We start from the raw sequence: 18,608 nt of genomic DNA, 5'->3' as shown, positions 1-18,608 counted from the left end.
TCATGACGGACCTCTCGCACGACCCGGACTTCTTCGCCCTGCTCACCGGCAGCTACGCGCGGCGCCTCGGCGAGCCTCTGGTGCCGGCGGATGCGGACGCGGACTGGCTCTACGCGGCGGCCCCGTTCGCGGTGCTCGCCCATGACGGGGGCGCGGATCCGCGCTTCGTCTACGCCAACCGGACCGCGCAGGCCTGCTTCGGCTACGCGTGGGACGAGCTCGTCGGCCTGCCCTCGCGGCTCTCGGCCGAGGCCCCCGAGCGGGCCGAGCGGCAGCGGCTCCTCGACGCGGTCACCCGGGACGGCTTCAGCCGCGGCTATCGCGGCCTGCGGATCGCCAAGGACGGCCGGCGCTTCTGGATCGACGAGGCGGTGGTCTGGCAGCTCGACCGCGACGGCGCGACGGTGGGGCAGGCCGCGACCTTCGCCCAGTGGCGCGACGCGTGAGGGCCGGGCCGCGCCGATGCGCGCGGCCGCCGCCCGGTCAGCCGTCCTCCTCGATGCTGACCTGGGCGATCTGGACGGCGCCGCCGTTCCAGTGGGCCGCCACGACGTGGCCCAGCGCGACCGCGAGGACGCAGAGCACCACCGAGGCGAACACGTTGACCATGGCCCGGACCACCGCGCCGTTCCGCATGAGGTCGAGGGTCTGGAGGCTGAACGACGAGAAGGTCGTGTAGCCGCCGCACAGCCCGATCATCACGAACAGGCGGACGTTCTCGGAGACCGGGAAGCGCCCATGCGCCAGGGTCAGCGTGCCGAACAGGCCGATGATGAACGAGCCCGTCACGTTGATGAGGATCGTGCCCCAGGGCAGGTCGCGGCTGATGGGCAGCGCCAGCACCGAGACGACGTAGCGGGCCAGGGTGCCGAGGGCACCGCCGATCATGACCAGGATGCAGGTGGTGAAGGACATGCGCGCTCCAGTGCGTCGGGCGGGCATGAGAAACCCGCCGTCGCGGCGGGTGCTTGCAAGACGCACCCCCACCGCCGGTTTCGCGGTAGGAGTCATCAGCCCTGACGGGCGGTTTCGGGGAACTCCATCCCCATCGGGGACGGCCCATAGCGTCTGCGCGGGCCGAGCGCAACGGCCGGCCGGGGCCGCCCCCCGGGCCCGCTTGTCAGGCCCGCCCTTCCTGCACGGCGTGGCAGGCGACGCCGTCGAGGAGCGCCGGCACCTCGGTCCGGCAGCGGTCGTTGGCGAGCGGGCAGCGCGGGTTGAAGGTGCAGCCGGGCGGCGGGTCGATCGGGTTCGGGATCTCGCCGGAGACCGGCACCCGGGCGCGGCCGACATGGGCGAGGTCGGGTACCGCGTCGAGGAGCATCCGCGTGTAGGGGTGGCGCGGCGTCGCGAACAGGTCCCTGGCGGACGCGACCTCCACGAGGCGGCCGAGATACATCACGCCCACGCGGGTCGCCATGTGGCGGACCACGGCGAGGTTGTGGGAGATGAACAGGTAGGTCAGCCCCAGCCGGTCCTGCAGGTCGCGCATCAGGTTGAGGATCTGCGCCTGCACCGAGACGTCGAGCGCCGAGGTCGGCTCGTCGCCCACCAGGAACTCGGCCTGACTCGCCAGCGCCCGGGCGATTGCCACCCGCTGGCGCTGCCCGCCTGAGAATTCGTGCGGGTATTTTTTGGAATCATCCGCGTGGAGGCCGACGAGGCCCAGAAGCTCGCCGACCCGGGCGCGGATCGCCCCCTCCCCCTGGATCAGGTCGAAGGCCCGGATCGGCTCGGCGATGATCTTCCCCACCCGCCAGCGCGGGTTCATGGACGCGTAGGGGTCCTGGAAGATCATCTGGATCCGGGCGCGCAGGCGCTGCCGCGCCGCGGCCTGGCGCGGGTCGGTCATCGAGACGCCGGTGATCCGCACCTCGCCGGCCGTGGGCGGCAGCAGGCCGACCACCATCCGGGCCACCGTCGACTTGCCGGAGCCGGATTCGCCGACGATCGCGAAGGTCTCGCCCTTCCGGATCTCGAAGCCGACGCGGTCGACCGCCGTGAGGAATTTCCGCGGCTCGCGCTCGATCACCCGGTTGAGCCAGGGCTTCGAGACGTCGAACTGGCGGCGCAGGTCGGTGACTTCGACGTAGGCGCTCACGCTGCGCGCTCCGCTGCATCGTACAGGTGACAGGCGACCCGGCTCGCGTCGACCGGGATCGGCTCGGGCCGCTCGACCCGGCAGCGGGCGAAGACCTTCGGGCAGCGCGGGTTGAAGGCGCAGCCCTTCGGGATGGCGGTGAGCCGCGGCATCGAGCCCGGGATCTGGCTGAGCCGGTCGGCCTCCTGCGACAGGGTCGGGATCGCCCCCATCAGGCCGACCGCGTAGGGGTGGTGCGGCTTGGCGATCACCGAGGCGACCGGGCCGATCTCGGCCACCCGCCCGGCATACATCACCGCCACCCGGTCGGCGGCCTCGGCGATCACGCCCATGTCGTGGGTGACCAGCATCACCGCGGTGCCGTGCTCGCGGCACAGGCGCTTCAGCAGCGTGATGATCTGGGCCTGGACCGAGACGTCCAGCGCCGTGGTCGGCTCGTCGGCGATGATCAGCTCCGGCTCGGCCGCGAGCGCGAGCGCGATCACCACCCGCTGGCGCATGCCGCCGGAGAACTCGTGCGGGTAGCCGTCGATGCGCCGCTCCGGCGCCGGGATGCCGACCTCGGCCAGCAGATCGATGGCGCGGGTCCGGGCCGCCTTGGCGGATAGGTCGGTGTGGGTGCGCAGGGTCTCGACGATCTGGTCGCCGACCCGGAACAGCGGATCGAGCGAGGTCAGCGGATCCTGGAAGATCATGCCGATGCGCTTGCCGCGCACGCGCCGCATCGCCTCGGGGGAGAGGTTGTCGATGCGCTCGCCCCGCAGGCGGATCTCGCCGCCGGCGATCCGGCCGGGGCGGTCGATCAGCCCGATCACCGCCGAGCCGGTCACCGACTTGCCGGCGCCGGACTCGCCGACCACGCCCAGGATCTCGCCGCGGCCGATGTCGAACGAGACCCGGTCGATGGCGGTGAGCGGCCCGCGGCGGGTGTCGAAGGCGACCGTCAGGTCGCGCACGGAGAGGATGGTCTCGGTCATGGCGTGGCGGCTCCGGTGGCAACCGGGTGTCGGACGGGCGCCCCCGTCCTTGCGAGCGGAGCGAAGCAATCCAGCGGCGCCCCGTTCATCCAGGTCGCGTGGCCCTGGGTCGCTTCGCTGCGCTCGCGATGACGATGTCCGATCATTGCAGCTTCGGATTGAGCGCGTCGCGCAGCCAATCCCCCAGGAGGTTGATGGCGATGACCAGCCCGGCCAGCGCCAGCCCCGGGAAGGCGACGATCCACCACTCGCCGGAGAACAGGAACCGGTTGCCGGTGCGGATCAGGGTGCCCAGCGACGGCATGGTTTCGGGCAGGCCGGTGCCGAGGAACGACAGCGTCGCCTCGGTGATGATGGCGAGCGCGAGGTTGATGGTCGCTATGACGAAGACCGGGCCGGTGACGTTCGGCAGGACGTGCCGGACCATGATCACCGGCGGCGACAGGCCGATCAGCCGCGCCGCCTGGACATAGTCCTTGCCCTTCTCGACCATCACGGAGGAACGCACGGTCCGGGCGTACTGCACCCAGAAGGACAGGCCGATCGAGACCACGATCAGCCCGATCAGCGGCCCGACATCGAGCGCGCTGCCGAAGCTCGCCTTGGCGACGCCGTCCACCACCAGGGCGATCAGGATCGCCGGGAAGGTGAGTTGCACGTCGGCGACCCGCATGATCAGCGTGTCGAGGAAGCCGCCCGCGTAGCCGGCGATCAGGCCGAGCGCGATGCCGAGGATCCCGGAGGTCACCACCCCGAGCACGCCGACGATCAGCGACAGGCGCAGGCCGTACAGCACCGCCGAGAGCACGTCCCGGCCCTGGTCGTCGGTGCCGAGATAATAGGGCGCCTGCCCGTCCGCCTGCCAGATCGGCGGCAGGTTGGAGTTGATCAGGTCGAGCTGGGCCGGATCGTAGGGGTTTTGGGGGGCGATCCACGGCGACGCAAAGGCGAGGCCGACCATCAGCACGGTGGCGATCAGCGCCACCACCGCCACCTTGGAGCGCAGGAAATTCGCCAGCAGGTCGGAGTCGCGCCAGCGGGCGAACCGGGAGGGCTTCGCCTCCGGCAGCGGGACCGGCGGGGCGTCGCCCGCGTCGAGGTCGTATCCGCTCATCGGCCGCCCCTCACGCCGTGTCCGATTGGGAAGCTCAGGGAGGCACCTGTCGTCTTTGCGAGCGGAGCGAAGCAATCCAGCAGCGCCACGCCGACCGGCCGCGCGCTGCCCTGGGTCGCTTCGCTGCGCTCGCGATGACGGGGTGGCCAGGCGGAGGAGTCCGTCATGTCCGACCTCACGCCGTCCGCCCGGCGGGCAGCCGCAGGCGCGGGTCCACCACCGTGTAGAGGATGTCGACCACGAGGTTGATGGTCACGAAGATCAGCGCGACGAGCAGCAGGTACGCGGACATGATCGGGATATCGACGTTCTGCACGGCCTGGACGAAGAGCAGGCCCATGCCGGGCCACTGGAACACCGTCTCGGTGATGATCGAGAAGGCGATGACCGAGCCGAGCTGCAGCCCCGCGATGGTGATCACCGGCACCAGCGTGTTCTTCAGCGCGTGCCGCAGGTGGACGGCCCGGGTGGTGAGCCCCCGCGCCCGGGCGAAGCGGACGTAGTCGGTGCGCAGCACCTCCAGCATCTCGGCGCGGACCAGCCGCATGATCAGCGTCATCTGGAACAGGCCGAGCGTCACCGAGGGCAGGATCAGCGCCTTGAGCCCGGAGGCGGTCAGGAAGCCGGTGGTCCACCAGCCGAGCCGCACCGTGTCGCCGCGCCCGTAGGAGGGCAGCCAGCCGAGCGTCACCGAGAACAGGTAGATCAGCAGGATGCCGATCAGGAAGGTCGGCAGGCTGATCCCGATCAGCGAGACCGCCTGGAACAGCCCGGCGAGCCAGGATTCGCGGCGGAGCGCGCAGTACACGCCCATGAGGATCCCGACCACCAGGGCGAAGATCGTGGCGCAGAAGGCGAGCTCCAGCGTCGCCGGCATGCGCTCGGCGAGCAGCTGCGAGACCGGCTGCCGGAACTGGTACGAGATGCCGAACTGGCCCCGCACCACGTTGCCGGCGTAGCGGACGAACTGGACCAGGACCGGGTCGTCGAGGCCGAGATCCGTCCGGATCTGGGCCCGCTCGGCCACGGTGGTGTCGGGCCCGACGATCTGGTTCACGGGGTCGCCCGCGAACCGGAACATCGCGAAGGCGATGAGCCCGACGACCGCGAGGACCGCGGCCGCCTGGATCACCCGGCGCAGCAGGAAGGCGAGCACGCCCCGGCCCCTACTGCGGGTCCTTCGACACCCAGTAGAGCAGCAGCAGGTTGTCGGCGCGCTGCGTCAGGTGGACCTTCTTGGAGACGCCCCAGGCCAGCGCCTGCTGGTGCAGCGGGATGTAGCCCCAGTCGGCGTTGAGGACGTCGAAGCCCTCCTTGATCAGGGCGTCGCGCTTGGTCTTGTCGGTCTCGGATTCGACCTTGTCGGCGATCGCGTCGATCTTCGGGTCGCAGTAGCCGGCGAGGTTCCAGCTGCCCCGGCCCGACTTGTCGCCGGGCTTCCGGCAGCCGACGATCTCGTAGAGGATGTTGTGGCTGTCCAGCGAGGACGGGGTCCAGCCCAGCAGGTAGAACGAGGTGTCGTAGGCCGGCGCCAGCACCTTGGCGAAGTACTTGGCCTTCGGCTGGGCGTTCAGGTTCACCTTGACGTTGATGCGAGCCAGCATCGAGACCACCGCCTGGCAGATCGCCTCGTCGTTGACGTAGCGGTCGTTCGGGCAATCCATGGTCAGCGAGAACCCGTCCGGGTAGCCGGCCTGGGCCATCAGCTCCTTGGCCTTCTTCAGGTCGGTGGCCGGGCGCTTGAACTCGGCGCCGCGGTCGTAGAGGGCCGGGGCGATCATCAGCGCGGAGGGCACCGCCTGCCCGCGCATGACGCGCTTGGCGATCGTGTCCTCGTCGATGGCGAGGTAGAAGGCCTCGCGCACCTTGATGTCCTTGAACGGGTTCTTGCCCTTGACGCTGGAATCCTTCAGCTCGTCCCGGTCCTGGTCCATGCCGAGGAAGATCGTGCGCAGCTCAGGTCCCGCCATCACGGTGGCGGTGCCGCTGGCGTTGACCCGCTGCTGGTCCTGCAGCGGCACCGGGTCGATCCAGTCGACCTCGCCGGAGAGGAGCGCGGCGACGCGGGTCGCCGGGTTGGCGATGGTGGTCAGCACCGCCTCGTCGAGGTTCGACTCGACCTTGCCCCAGTAGCCGTCGAATTTCTTGAAGACGGTCTTCACGCCGGGCTGGTGCTCGGTGATCACGAACGGGCCGGTCCCGTTCTCGTGCAGCGTGGCGTAGCTCGGGCTGGTGGCGCTGGGCGGCGTCGGCTGCACGACGCCGTTCTTCTCGGACCACGCCTTCGACATGATCACCCAGGTCGGGAACTGGGCGATGGCGATCGGGTTCGGCTTCTTCAGCACCATGTCGACGGTGAAGTCGTCGACCTTCACGAACTCGGCGTCGGCGGGCACGTTGGTGGTGAAGTTCGAGCCCGGGGCGCGGACGCGCTGGGCGGAGAAGATCACGTCGTCGGCGGTGAACGGCGAGCCGTCGTGGAACTTCACGTTCTTGCGCAGGTGGAAGCGCCAGCGGGTCGGCTCGGGCGTCTCCCAGGATTCCGCGAGGCCGGGGGCGAATTTCAGGTTCTTGTCGAGGGTGACGAGGGACTCGTAGGCCGCCTGCTGCATCCCTTCCGTGAAGCTCTCCTTGAGGGAGTACGGGTCGAGGGATTTCAGGTCACCCTGGAAGGCGAAGCGGAAGACGTTGGCGGCCTGCGCGGGCAGCGCGGCGAGCGCGAACGTCGCGACCGTGCTCGCGGCCACGCCGCGGGCGAGGGTCTTCAGGGCTGAGCGGGACAAGCGGATCTCCGAGACCGTGAATGCGCCACCGGCCGGCTGCCCCGGCGGTGTCCACCGCGGCGTCAGCAAGCATCGGACCATCTGTATACAAGACGAGGGCCGAGCCTGTCGCGGGGGCGCGACATCTCGTGTCTTTCGAAGCGCGTTCCGAAGCGCGTTTTCCCCGCTTCATCCCCGTTACAGAATCGCGGCTTCGACGCGCCCCGTCTTGGCGAGCGCAGCGAAGCCATCCAGGGCGGCGCCGCGCGACGGCGCGCTGCCCCGGGTCACGTCGCTCCGCTCGCGATGACGGAGCGCGCGGCCGGCGCCGGCCTACTCGGCCGCCACCCGCGCCGGCTCGTGCCGCGCCTCGGCCTCCGCCGCCTCGCCCTCCGCCACCGCCTTGCGCCGGAACAGGCGCATGACGACGACGAAGAAGACCGGCACGAAGAACACCGCCAGCACGGTCGCGGTGATCATGCCGCCCATCACGCCGGTGCCGATCGCCTGCTGGCTCTTCGAGGCGGCGCCGGTGGCGATGGCCAGCGGCACCACGCCGAAGATGAAGGCGAGCGAGGTCATCACGATCGGCCGGAACCGGAGCGTCGCCGCCTCGACCGCGGCCCGCACCACGGAGGTGCCGGGCTTCCAGAGGTCCTTGGCGAACTCCACGATCAGGATCGCGTTCTTGGCCGAGAGGCCGATGATCGTGATCAGCCCGATCTTGAAGTACACGTCGTTGGGCATGCCGCGCAGGTACACGGCCGCCACCGCGCCGATGACGCCGAGCGGGATCACCAGCATCACCGAGACCGGGATCGCCCAGCTCTCGTAGAGCGCGGCGAGGCACAGGAACACGATCAGCACCGACAGGGCGAGCAGCAGGCTCGCCTGGCTGCCCGCCTGCTTCTCCTGGTAGGACTGACCCGTCCAGGCGTAGCCGAAGCCCTTCGGCAGCTGCAGCATCAGCCGCTCCATCTCGGCGATGGCGTCGCCCGACGTGTAGCCGGGGTTCGGCTCGCCGGTGAAGCGCACCGACTGGTAGCCGTTGAAGCCGACGATCTGGCTCGGCCCCATGCTCCATTTCAGCTCCGCGAAGGACGACATCGGCACCATCGTGTTGGTGGCGTTCTTCACCGCGTAGTTGAGGATGTCCGACGCGTTCATGCGCTGGAGCTGCTCGGCCTGCACGTAGACCCGCTGCATCTTGCCCCGGTTGGGGAAGTCGTTCGGGTAGACCGAGCCGAGGTTGAGCTGGATCGTGTTGTTGATGTCCTCGAACTTCACGCCGAGCGCGGCCGCCTTCTCGCGGTCGATCACCAGCTCCGCCTGCGGGGTCGGCGGCAGGCCCTCGATCTTCACCTTCTGGAGAACCGGGCTCTGCGAGGCCAGCTTCAGGAGCTGTTCCTGGGCCGACAGCAGGGCCGCGTAGCCGCGGTTGGCCCGGTCCTGCAGGCGGAACGAGAAGCCCGCCGCGTTGCCGAGGTTGTCGACCGGCGGCGGCTCCTGCGCGTCCACCGTGGCGTCGCGGTACGTGGCGAGCGCCGCGTTGGTGCCGGCCACGAGCGCGGCGGCCGAGTTCTTGGCGTCGCGCTGGCTCCACGGCTTGAGGGTGACGAAGGCCTGGCTGGTGCTCGGGGCCTGCCCCGAGAACGAGAAGCCGTTGAGCATCGTCACGGTGGCGACGCCGGGCTGCGCCAGCAGGTGCTCCTCGACCTTGCGCACCGCCTCCTGGGTACGGTTGTAGGAGGCGCCCGGGGGCGTCTGGATGTCGACCGTGAAGAAGCCCTGGTCCTCCACCGGCAGGAAGCCCTCCGGCAGGTTGACGAAGGCGTAGGCCGTGCCCGCCACCAGCGCGACGTAGACCAGCATCACCCGGCCGGACTTCCGGATGAACGCCGCGGTGCCGCGGCCGTAGCGGGCGGTCTCGCGATCGACGAAACGGTTGAACATCCCGAACACGCCGCCCTTGGCGTGGCCGTGGCCCTTCTCGATCGGCTTCAGGAAGGTCGCGCAGAGCGCCGGCGTCAGCGACAGGGCGAGCAGCGCCGAGAACGCGATGGAGGTCACCATCGCGATCGAGAACTGCCGGTAGATGATGCCCACCGAGCCGGGGAAGAACGCCATCGGGATGAACACGGCGATCAGCACCAGGGTGATGCCGATGATCGCGCCGGTGATCTGCCCCATGGCCTTCTTGGTGGCCTCCTTGGGGGGCAGCCCCTCCTCGTTCATGATCCGCTCGACGTTCTCCACCACCACGATGGCGTCGTCGACCAGGATGCCGATGGCCAGCACCATGCCGAACATGGTGAGCACGTTCACCGAGAAGCCCGAGATCCACATCACCGTGACCGTGCCCATGAGAGCGATCGGCACCACGATGGTGGGGATCAGGGTGTAGCGGATGTTCTGCAGGAACAGGAACATCACGAGGAAGACCAGCACCACCGCCTCGACCAGCGTGTGCAGCACCTTCTCGATGGAGGCCTCCACCGCCGGGGTGATGTCGTAGGGGATGTCCCACTTCAGGTCCGGCGGGAAGAACTGGGACAGCTCCACCATCTTGGCGCGGATCGCCTTGGCGGTCTCGAGCGCGTTGCCGTCCGGGGCGAGCGTCACCGAGATGCCGGCGGCGGGGCCGCCGTTGAGGCGCGTGGAGAACTGGTAGGCGTCGCCGCCGAGCTCGATCCGGGCGACGTCGCGCAGGCGCACGTTCGAGCCGTCGGGATTGGCCCGCAGCACGATGGCGCCGAACTCCTCGATCGTGCCGAGCTGGCCCTTCACGATGATCGGCACGGTGAGCGCCTGCCGGGTCGGGCTCGGCTGCGCGCCGACCGAGCCGGAGGCGACCTGGACGTTCTGGTTGCGGATCGCGTCGGTGACGTCCGAGGCGCTGAGCGAGAGGCCGCGCAGCTTGTCGGGATCCACCCAGACGCGCAGCGACCGCTCCGTCGAGTAGAGCGTCGCGCGGCCGACGCCGGGGATGCGGCGGATCTCGTTGATGACGTTGCGGATCAGGAAGTCGCCGAGGCCGACCTCGTCCATCGACCCGTCCTTGGAGACCAGGGTGATGATGTTGAGGGTCGCGGCCGAGGCCTCCTCCACGAGGATGCCCTGCTGGCGCACCTCGGCCGGGAGACGCGCCTCCACGCGCTTCAGCCGGTTCTGCACCTCGACCGAGGCGAGCGACGGGTCGGTGCCGGGCTGGAAGGTGGCGGTGATGTTGACCGAGCCGAACGAGTCGGTGGTCGACTCGAAGCTCATGATGTTGGCGGCGCCGTTCAGCTCATCCTCGATGAGCCGGGTCGTGCCGATGTAGAGGCTCTCCACGGAGGCGCCCGGATAGGCGGTCGACAGGGCGATGGAGGGCGGGGCGATCACCGGGTACTGCGCCACCGGCAGGTTCGGGATGGCGAGCGCGCCGCCGAGGCAGATGAACAGCGCCACCACCCAGGCGAAGACCGGGCGGTCGATGAAGAAGCGTGCCATGATCGGGCTCTCCCGGACTCAGTGGCGCTGCTGGACGGCGGCGGCCCGCGGGGTGACCTCCGCCTTGTCGCCCGGCACGTCGGGCGCCTCGTCGGTGTCGTGCTTCGGTCCGGTCTCGCCGTGGACCGGGGTCTGGTCGAGGGGCTTCACCTTGGCGCCGACGGTGATCTTCTGGAAGCCGTCGATGATGACGCGCTCGCCGGCCTTGAGGCCCGAGCGGATCAGCCAGTTCTGCCCGACCACCGGCCCGACCTCGACGGGCTGGCGCATCACGGTCTCGTCGGCGCGCACGATCCAGACCTCGGCGCGGCCGTCGTCGGTGCGCTGGATCGCCTGCTGCGGCACCGCGATCGCGTCGGAATCGATGCCCTGCTTGATCCGCGCCCGCACGTACATGCCTGGGAACAGCTCGTCGTGCGGGTTCGGGAACTGCACCCGCAGCGTCACCTGGCCGGTGCTCGGGTCGGCGGTGACGTCCGAGAACAGCAGCCGGCCCGCCAGCGGGTAGAGGGAGCCGTCATCCATGATCAGGTGGACGTTGGCGGTGTTGTCCTCCAGCCGCGCCAGCTCGCCGCTCGCGAGGTCCCGGCGCAGGCGGTTCAGCTCGCCGACCGACTGGGTGATGTCGACGTAGATCGGGTCGAGCTGCTGGATCGTGGCGAGCGCCCCCGTGGAGCCCGGCTCGATCAGCGTGCCCTCGGTGAGCAGCGCCCGGCCGATGCGGCCGGTGATCGGCGCGCGCACGTCGGTCCAGCCGAGGTTGAGCTGCGCGCGGTCGCGGGTTGCCTTGGCGCCGGCCACCTCGGCCTCCGCCTGCTTCTTGGCCGCGAAGGCGGCGTCGTACTGCGCCTGGCTCGCGGTGGCGCGGGAGAGCAGCTGCTCGAGCCGGTCGGCCTGCTGGCGGGCGAGCACCAGGGCGGCCTCCTGGCGGGCGAGGGCCGCCTCGGCGCTGGCGAGCTCGACCTCGTAGGGTGCCGGGTCGATCTTGTAGAGGATGTCGCCCTCCTTGACCTGGCTGCCCTGCTCGAAGAGCCGCTTGACCACGAGCCCGGAGACCCGGGAGCGGACCTCGGCGATGCGCATCGGCGCGACGCGGCCCGGCAGGTCGCGCAGGTAGGGGATCGCCTGGGGCTCGACCTTGACGAACCCGACCTCCGGCACCGGCGGGGTCGGCGCGGCGACCTGCTTCGGGTTGCAGGCGGCGACACCCAGCAGGAGCAGGGCCGCGGGCAGGAGGGCGGTCGCGCGGGCCGAGGCGCGGAACGACGACGGGATTCTGGCGGACAAAGTGCGGGTCACGATTACCGACGCTCCTGAAAGCATGCGTCTGCTGAGGCTGGCGCGGAGCGTGGGCCCGCGCATCGTCGAGTCAGATCCCGGGACCGGTCACGAGGCCGGTCGGACGAAGATCAGGACGGGCGCGCCATCATGCCGGCCGCGAGACCGGCGCGCGCGTCAGGCCCGGCGTGGAGGCCGGTGCGGCGAACCGTCCGGCGCGGAGGCCGGTACGCTGTCGGACCTGTAGTCGAACGATGCGTTGACAGTGTGACGGGGGCGCGGCGCGTCGACCGGCGGGCGCGGCAGCCCCAGTTCGGTGAGGATCTCGCTGTCGGCGGCGCAGAGATCGGTGCGGCCGAAGACCGAACGCTTCGCCTCGGACCGCTTGGCCTCGGGCTGCGCGTCCGGCGTGCCGGACAGGATCGTCAGGCGCGGGCTCGCGATGGCGCAGGCCGGGCCCTCCGGGTGCGCGGCCTCGGCCCGCGCGGGCGCGGCCACCAGCGCGGCCGTCGCGAGCATGAGCAGCGCCAGCGCGGCGAGGCCCCGGGCGAGGCGGTCCGGCAGGCCCGCGGCGCGGCGGGTCAGGAGAGCGGCGGATCGGATCACGAGTCTGAGATAAGCACGGCTGTCGCCGCGCGCAATCACCCACGGCGTCGCGCCACCCGCCCAGTGTTGCGCGCAGCACACAGCTGCGCCCGGAAGTGGCCATACCGGCGGCCCGGCCTCAACCTTGCCGTGAAGTCCGGGCCGGCTCGCCCCATGCGCGCAGGGGTTCCGCGCGGGCTTGGCCGAGATCTGCGAAGACTCGCCGAGATCTGCGAAGACCCGCCGAGATCCGCGAGTCCCCGCGCCGCGACGAACGGAGGACGGAAGACTATGGCGAGACGGATCGCGCTACTCGGGCTCGCGGGCCTGCTGCTCGGGAGCGCCCCGGCGGCGGCCGCCAACCCGCTGGACAGGGGTCCGATCGCGGACTTCCTCAACATCTTCCGCAGCCAGGCGATCCCGCGCGAGACGGTGGCGTGGACCGGCAAGGAGAAGCCCGGCACCATCGTGGTCTCGACCCGCCAGCGCCGGCTCTACTACGTGCTCGGCGGCGGCGCGGCGGTCCGCTACGGCGTGGGCGTCGGGCGGCAGGGCTTCTCGTGGTCCGGCACCAAGACCGTCACCATGAAGAAGGAATGGCCGGACTGGCGCCCGCCGCAGCAGATGCTGGCCCGCCGCCCCGACCTGCCGCGGTACATGGCCGGCGGCCAGGACAACCCGCTGGGCGCCCGCGCCCTCTATCTCGGCTCGTCGCTCTACCGCATCCACGGCTCGAACGAGCCCGAGACGATGGGCGCGGCGGTCTCGTCCGGCTGCATCCGCATGACCAACAAGGACGTGACCGACCTCTACGACCGGGTCCGCGTCGGCACCAAGGTCATCGTGCGCGACTGACCGGGCGGGCGGCCGCGACGGCCGCCCCCCTCCGGCCGCCCCCTCCTCCCGCGCCGCGGAGCCGCAGCCGGTGGCGTGCGCCCGCCCGCGTCGACAGGCGCGGCGGGCCGGTGTTAGGAGCCGCGCCGTCGGGCAGAGCCGGATCGCCCGACCGCCACGAGGGACAGCATGAACGAGCGCATCATCCTGCGGGCCGGCGAGGCCCTGGTCGCGGGCGGGCCGCCCAACACCGCCTCCGAGCCCGAGGTCATCATCGGCGAGCTCGACGGGCCGGTCGGCACCGCCCTGGCCACGCTGACCGGCGATCAGGTCGTCGGCCACAGCCGCGTCTTCGCCCTGCTCAACACCGACATCATGGTCCGCCCGGTCACCCTGTGCGTGTCCAAGGTCAGCGTCACCGAGAGCAAGTACACCTCGATCCTGATGGGCACCGTCCAGTTCGCCATCGCCAACGGCGTGCTGGACGCCGTGCGCGCCGGCTACATCCCCAAGCACAAGGCCAACGACCTCGGCATCATCTGCTCGGTCTGGCTCAGCCCCGGCGTCATCGAGGCCCAGCACGTCGACCACAAGGCGCTGTTCGACATCCAGCGCCGGGGCATGACCGAGGCGATCCGCAAGGCCATGACCAACGAGCCCTCGATCGACTGGCTCCTCGAGAACCAGGACAAGATCACCCACAAGTACTACCAGATGGGCCTCGACGGAAAAATCTGAGCGCCCGGCGCCGCGGCGGTCGACCGCCCTGCCGCGTCGCCCGGTCAGCGGCGGGCGGGGCGCGCACGATCCCGCGGGCGGCCACGGCCGAGCCTGTCGCGATCCGGTGCCTTCGGGTAGGATGGCGGCATGAGCAGACGCGCCGATTCCCGTCCGTTCCGCCGCCTCGCGGCCGGCCTCGTGCTCGGGGCCTGCTGGCTCCCGGCCGGTCCCGCCGCCGCCCAGGCGCTGTTCTGGCCGTCCATCGGCTTCGCGCCGCTGCCCTCCTTCGCGTGGCCGCAGATGCCCGAGGACGCGTATGGCCGCTGGACCGGCTCCTACGCCCGCCTGTCGACCGGCTACGCGGTCAGCACGTCCCGGCATCTCGGCAGCTATTCGGGACCGACCATCGGGTTCGAGGGCGGCCGGATGTGGCAGGAGGGCCCGATCCTCTACGGCATCAGCGGCGGGTTCGACTATCTCGCCGGCCTCGGCGGCAACCTCACGCCGGGCTACGGGCGGCTCGCCTATTCCAACGACTTCGCCGGATCCCTGGAGGTGAAGGTCGGCACCCTCGTCGCGCCGGACGTGCTGGTCTACGCCAAGACCGGCGCCCTGGCCCTGCACCAGACGCTGCGCGTCGGGCCGACCCCGGGGTCGCTGCCGTTCGCGCGCCAGGACATCGCGGTCCGGCCGGTGGCCGGCGTGGGCGTCGAGTGGGCGGTCACGGACCGCCTGTCGCTCGCGGTCGAGGCCGGCGTGGTCGGCGGCGGGATCCGCTGAGGCGCGGCCCCCGCCGGCCTCGCCGAGCGGTGCCGTCCGGGGCGTGGCCGCCTATTTCGGCACGAACGCCCAGTAGTCGAGGTCGAGGATCACCGCCGGGTCATAGCCGTCGCCGGCGCGGTCCGGGAAGGCGCCGCAGGGCTGGTTCTTGGTGGCGACCGTCCGCAGGCGCAGGAGCCCGACATCGTCGCGGCCGACATCGGCGGTCGCCAGCACCTCGCTCCAGGCATAGACCGTGTCGCCGGCGAAGAGCGGCGCCACGTGGCGGCCGGCGTTGATGCCCGCGAGGGCGAAGGCGTTGCCGAGCCCGTTGAAGCTCAGCGCCCGCGCCAGCGAGATCACGTGGCCGCCGTAGATCAGGCGCCGGCCGAAGCGGGTGTCCTTGGCGGCCAGCCCGTCGAAATGCACCTTGGCGGTGTTCTGGAACAGGCGCGTGGCGATCTGGTGCTCGGCCTCCTCGACGGTCATGCCGTCGACGTGGTCGATCTTCTCACCCACCGCGTAATCCGCGAAGCGGTGCGGGCTGCCGGCGAGGTCGGTGTCGTAGGCGGCGGCCGAGAGCTTCGGCAGCGCGCCCGCGAGGTCCTGCGGGTCGACCACCTTGGCGAGGCTCGGCACGTGCTCCTCGGCGATCGCCGCCTCGGGGTCGCGCTTGCGCACGAGCACCCAGCGGCAATAGCTCAGCACGGTCTCGCCGCGCTCGTCGGAGCCCACCGAGCGGACGTAGACCACGCCGGTCTGCCGGTTCGAGCTCTCCTTGAGGCCGATCACCTCCGACACGGTGGAGAGCGTCTCGCCCGGGTAGACCGGCCGCCGGAACCCGCCCTCGGCGTAGCCGAGATTGGCCAGCGCGTTGAGGGAGACGTCCGGGACGGTCTTGCCGAACACCATGTGGAAGGTGAGCAGGTCGTCGAGCGGGCTCTTCGGGTAGCCGATGGCCCGGGCGAAGGCGTCCGACGACTGCACGGCGAAGCGCGGCCCGTAGAGGCCCGTGTACAGCGCCACGTCGCCCACCGTCACGGTGCGCGGGGTGGCGTGGCGGATGGTCTCGCCGAGGCGGAAATCCTCGAAGAAGCGGCCGGGATTCGTCTTCACGGGCGTTCGACCCTACTGCGTGTAAACGTAAGCTGCGGGCACCGCGTATTCATGCAGCAGACGGCTGATGAACAGCAGCAGCAAGATGAGGATGATCGGCGAGATGTCGACGCCCCCGAGATTGGGCAGCAGGTTGCGGATCGGCCGCAGCACCGGCTCGGTCAGCCGGTAGAGCACCTCGCCGATCTGCGCGACGATCGGGTTGCGCACGTTCACCACGTTGAACGCGACGAGCCAGCTGAGAACCGCGCTTGCGATGAGGACGTAGATGAAAAGCTGGACGACCGTGTCGAAGAGCCAGATCAGGGCGTTCATGCGGGTCCGCGCGTATCCTTCGGGCCGCCCGCACCCCAGCGCCGGAGCGGCGCGCGGCGGGCGACGTTGAAACAGGGAATTGACAGGCTGAGCCGCCCGCGCCTACAAGGCCGGCGCCTCGACGGGGCTGTAGCTCAGATGGGAGAGCGCCGCAATCGCACTGCGGAGGTCAGGGGTTCGAATCCCCTCAGCTCCACCACTCATTTTTCGGCCTGGAAAAGTGAGCGGTGGCAATGGTTTACAAAACGTGTCCCCACGTTTTAGACCCAGGTAGACCCATCAGATCGGGTCTTAAAGGGCCCGGGCAGACGACAAAAACTTTCGACAGACCCGATCTTCCGCGGTCCCGAGTGTGGCGAATCGATCACGTTCCATTGAGGATTCCACGCGGCAGCGCTGCGCTACCGGATGCCCAGGCTAGGTCTTCGACCGATCCGGCAACAAAGCGCACGCCGGTCGTGCCCCGGGGATCTATCGTGTCTGATCACCTCACCACCGGGCTGAGACTGGCAGAACCGCGGAGAGACGCGAGCCGGCAAGCCGCCGATGCCTTACGGGGTTATGCATTTGAGCTCTACGCGAGTGCGTTGGCATGGCTCCGCCTCGGCAGCGATGAGGATCTGGCTGTTCTCGTCGATGGACAGCGCCACCGCGTGGGTGGGTGGGGCCATGTAGAGGCCGACGACATCTTCGACCTTGGCGGCGAAGGCGGGGGCGCGCGAGCGATTGAACGTGCGCAGCCGATGCAGCTGGAGGCGGTGAGCCTCCCATGACCTGACCGGCTGGCTTTGGACCGGGCTGAATGAGAGGATCAGTCAGGATCGAAGGAGTCGGCCATGCGGCGAGGTCGGAAGAGGAGCGCGGAGCAGGTGGTGCTGAAGCTGCGCCAGATCGAGGTGCAAACTGGACTTGCTCCGCAAAAGTGGAGAGCTCTTTTCCTGAAGGAGGAGGGTTCCGATGGCAGACCGGAAGCAAACCTTTACCCCTGAGTTTCGCGCAGAGGCGGTGCGATTAGCGCAGACGAGCGGGCGGTCCCGCCGCGAGGTCGCCGCCGATCTCGGCGTCGGGCTCTCGACGCTGTGCAACTGGATCGACGGCCGGCGTGAGCGGGAGATGGACCATCCGCCGGCCGATCGGCAGGAGGACATGGCCGCCGAGCTCAAGCGCCTGCGGCGTGAGAACGAGGTGCTGCGCCAGGAGCGGGAAATCCTGAAGCGGGCCACGGCTTTTTTCGCCAAGGAGGGAAGTCGATGAGGTTCCGCCTCATCGACGCGGCGAAGAAGGACTTCCCGGTCGCGCGCCTGTGCAAGGTCCTCGATGTCAGTCCGAGCGGCTACTTTGCCTGGAAAAGCCGTCCGGCCTCGACGCGGCAGCGCGAGGACCTCGTGCTACTCGCCCACGTCCGATCCGCCTTCACGCTCTCGCACGAGACGCACAGTAGCCCACGCATGACCCACGAGTTGCGTGAGCAGGGTTTGGCGGCAGGCCGAAGACGCGTGGCCCGGCTGATGCGGGAGAACGGGCTCAAAGCCCGCCAGCCGCGGCGCTTCCGGCGCACCACGGACAGCGGCCACGCCTTCCCGATGGCGCCCAACCACCTCGACCAGGACTTCGCGGCGGCCGGGCCGGATCGCAAGTGGGGAAGCGACATCTCCTACATCTGGACGCGGGAGGGTTGGCTGTACCTGGCGGTGGTCCTCGATCTGTACTCCCGACGGGTGGTGGGCTGGGCGGCGAGCGACCGTCTTCACAAGGAACTCGCGCTGACCGCGCTGCGACGAGCCCTCGTCGTCCGGCAGCCCGGACCAGATCTGCTCCATCATTCCGACAGTCAGAAGATCGTTGCCAGATTCCTGGCGGCCTGATCCGCACAGCGATGGACCGTCAGTTAAGCTGGCGCCGCAGGGTGTCCCGGTGTGGCCTGACCCGCACTCTGATCGACCGGCCGTGTCTTTCCCCAAACCTGTCGGCCGCCCGGGAACACCCTGCGGTGAGGTTTTGCCTCGCCGATGCTTGTGACCCGAGAAGGGCCTGACCGTCTGGTCTCGTGACTGTCCTGTCCGCGCATCCGGTCGTGGTGAAGCCATCAGGCTCGATCGACAGGAGGATGGGATGAGTGCCGAGGAAGCTCACGAACGTCACGTCATCGGCGGTGTCGACACCCACAAAGATCTGCATGTCGCTGCGGTCGTCGATGACCGGGATTGGGTTCTGGCGACCGCCAGCTGCCGCGACCCGCCAGGGCTATCGGCAGATGCTGACCTGGATGCGTTCGTTCGGCCCGCTGCGCCGCGTCGGGGTCGAATCGACCGGCAGCTATGGTGCCGGCTTGCTCCGCTTCCTCCAGCGGGCCGGGATCGAGGTGCTGGAGGTGACCGCCCCCGACACCCAGGACCGTCGCCGGCGGGGCAAGAACGACGACTTCGATGCACAGAGCGCGGCGCACGCGGCCTTCGCCGGCACCCGTACCGTCACGCCGCGCACCCGCGACGGCATGGTCGAGTCGCTGCGCGTCCTGAGCGCGTGCCGGAAGACGGCGGTCGCGGCCCGGCGCA

15 protein-coding genes, 1 tRNA gene, 3 pseudogenes and 1 riboswitch are annotated in these 18,608 nt (G+C 70.0%); of the genes and pseudogenes, 7 read left to right on the top strand and 12 right to left on the bottom strand.

The genetic code is table 11. From position 1 onward, the window contains the following. Positions 1-2: 2 nt before the first annotated feature. Positions 3-446 carry an MEKHLA domain-containing protein gene (locus ACLBYB_RS26115; protein WP_020091337.1) on the top strand — a complete coding sequence of 148 codons (444 nt, stop codon included), beginning with the start codon at positions 3-5 and terminating at the stop codon, positions 444-446. Between the two features lie 37 nt (positions 447-483). Here ACLBYB_RS26115 and crcB read toward each other — a convergent pair whose 3' ends face one another. The 9 genes from crcB to ACLBYB_RS26070 form a co-directional block, all read right to left on the bottom strand. After that, positions 484-915: a fluoride efflux transporter CrcB gene (crcB, locus tag ACLBYB_RS26110; RefSeq protein ID WP_020091338.1), complete on the bottom strand. Its 432-nt coding sequence runs from the start codon at positions 913-915 to the stop codon at positions 484-486. 79 nt (positions 916-994) lie between these two features. Further along, positions 995-1,056, bottom strand: a riboswitch (Fluoride riboswitch). A gap of 64 nt (positions 1,057-1,120) precedes the next feature. Continuing rightward, positions 1,121-2,101, bottom strand: coding sequence for an ABC transporter ATP-binding protein (locus ACLBYB_RS26105; RefSeq protein WP_447700535.1), 981 nt, complete (start codon positions 2,099-2,101; stop codon positions 1,121-1,123). Further along, positions 2,098-3,078, bottom strand: coding sequence for an ABC transporter ATP-binding protein (locus tag ACLBYB_RS26100; protein WP_447700534.1), 981 nt, complete (start codon positions 3,076-3,078; stop codon positions 2,098-2,100). Before ACLBYB_RS26100 ends, ACLBYB_RS26105 begins: the two co-directional genes overlap by 4 nt. A gap of 142 nt (positions 3,079-3,220) precedes the next feature. Beyond that, positions 3,221-4,192: an ABC transporter permease gene (locus ACLBYB_RS26095; RefSeq protein WP_447700533.1), complete on the bottom strand. Its 972-nt coding sequence runs from the start codon at positions 4,190-4,192 to the stop codon at positions 3,221-3,223. 175 nt (positions 4,193-4,367) lie between these two features. Beyond that, a complete protein-coding gene (locus tag ACLBYB_RS26090; protein ID WP_020091342.1) occupies positions 4,368-5,348 on the bottom strand; it encodes an ABC transporter permease in 981 nt (326 codons plus the stop codon). A 10-nt stretch (positions 5,349-5,358) separates the two neighbouring features. Next, positions 5,359-6,975 carry an ABC transporter substrate-binding protein gene (locus ACLBYB_RS26085; RefSeq protein WP_447700532.1) on the bottom strand — a complete coding sequence of 539 codons (1,617 nt, stop codon included), beginning with the start codon at positions 6,973-6,975 and terminating at the stop codon, positions 5,359-5,361. A gap of 312 nt (positions 6,976-7,287) precedes the next feature. Next, on the bottom strand, positions 7,288-10,446 hold the full coding sequence (locus tag ACLBYB_RS26080; RefSeq protein ID WP_042672012.1) for a multidrug efflux RND transporter permease subunit: 3,159 nt from the start codon (positions 10,444-10,446) through the stop codon (positions 7,288-7,290). An 18-nt stretch (positions 10,447-10,464) separates the two neighbouring features. Then, positions 10,465-11,745 carry an efflux RND transporter periplasmic adaptor subunit gene (locus ACLBYB_RS26075; RefSeq protein WP_103985950.1) on the bottom strand — a complete coding sequence of 427 codons (1,281 nt, stop codon included), beginning with the start codon at positions 11,743-11,745 and terminating at the stop codon, positions 10,465-10,467. Between the two features lie 156 nt (positions 11,746-11,901). Further along, on the bottom strand, positions 11,902-12,330 hold the full coding sequence (locus ACLBYB_RS26070) for a hypothetical protein (protein WP_447700531.1): 429 nt from the start codon (positions 12,328-12,330) through the stop codon (positions 11,902-11,904). Positions 12,331-12,600: 270 nt separating this feature from the next. Here ACLBYB_RS26070 and ACLBYB_RS26065 point away from each other — a divergent pair, with 270 nt between their 5' ends. The 3 genes from ACLBYB_RS26065 (at position 12,601) to ACLBYB_RS26055 (ending at position 14,643) form a co-directional block, all read left to right on the top strand. Next, complete coding sequence (locus ACLBYB_RS26065; RefSeq protein ID WP_020091347.1) at positions 12,601-13,164, top strand: L,D-transpeptidase; 564 nt, start codon at positions 12,601-12,603, stop codon at positions 13,162-13,164. A 168-nt stretch (positions 13,165-13,332) separates the two neighbouring features. Continuing rightward, positions 13,333-13,881, top strand: coding sequence for a formaldehyde-activating enzyme (locus ACLBYB_RS26060; protein WP_012321386.1), 549 nt, complete (start codon positions 13,333-13,335; stop codon positions 13,879-13,881). Between the two features lie 129 nt (positions 13,882-14,010). Continuing rightward, complete coding sequence (locus tag ACLBYB_RS26055) at positions 14,011-14,643, top strand: outer membrane protein (protein WP_020091348.1); 633 nt, start codon at positions 14,011-14,013, stop codon at positions 14,641-14,643. A 51-nt stretch (positions 14,644-14,694) separates the two neighbouring features. Here ACLBYB_RS26055 and ACLBYB_RS26050 read toward each other — a convergent pair whose 3' ends face one another. Then, the gene (locus ACLBYB_RS26050) at positions 14,695-15,738 is read right to left on the bottom strand and encodes a MaoC family dehydratase (RefSeq protein WP_043353002.1); all 1,044 of its coding nucleotides are present in this window, start codon (positions 15,736-15,738) and stop codon (positions 14,695-14,697) included. Between the two features lie 12 nt (positions 15,739-15,750). After that, entirely contained in the window at positions 15,751-16,053 is a 303-nt protein-coding gene (locus ACLBYB_RS26045; RefSeq protein WP_020091350.1) for a YggT family protein, read from the bottom strand. Positions 16,054-16,176: 123 nt separating this feature from the next. On the opposite strand from ACLBYB_RS26045, the gene ACLBYB_RS26040 reads away from it, so the two are divergent. Next, positions 16,177-16,252 (top strand) — tRNA-Ala (locus ACLBYB_RS26040). A gap of 394 nt (positions 16,253-16,646) precedes the next feature. Here the strand turns inward: ACLBYB_RS26040 and ACLBYB_RS26035 are convergent. Further along, positions 16,647-16,829: pseudogene (locus ACLBYB_RS26035) on the bottom strand (IS630 family transposase); the annotation flags it as partial. Positions 16,830-17,010: 181 nt separating this feature from the next. Between ACLBYB_RS26035 and ACLBYB_RS26030 the strand changes: the two are divergent. Beyond that, positions 17,011-17,882: pseudogene (locus tag ACLBYB_RS26030) on the top strand (IS3 family transposase); the annotation flags it as partial. A gap of 283 nt (positions 17,883-18,165) precedes the next feature. Then, a pseudogene (locus tag ACLBYB_RS26025) lies at positions 18,166-18,608 on the top strand (IS110 family transposase); the annotation flags it as partial.

The sequence above is a fragment of the Methylobacterium sp. D54C genome, assembly GCF_053345595.1.
Note: the sequence above shows the minus strand (reverse complement) of the source record. Positions and strands in the feature narration are given on the sequence as shown.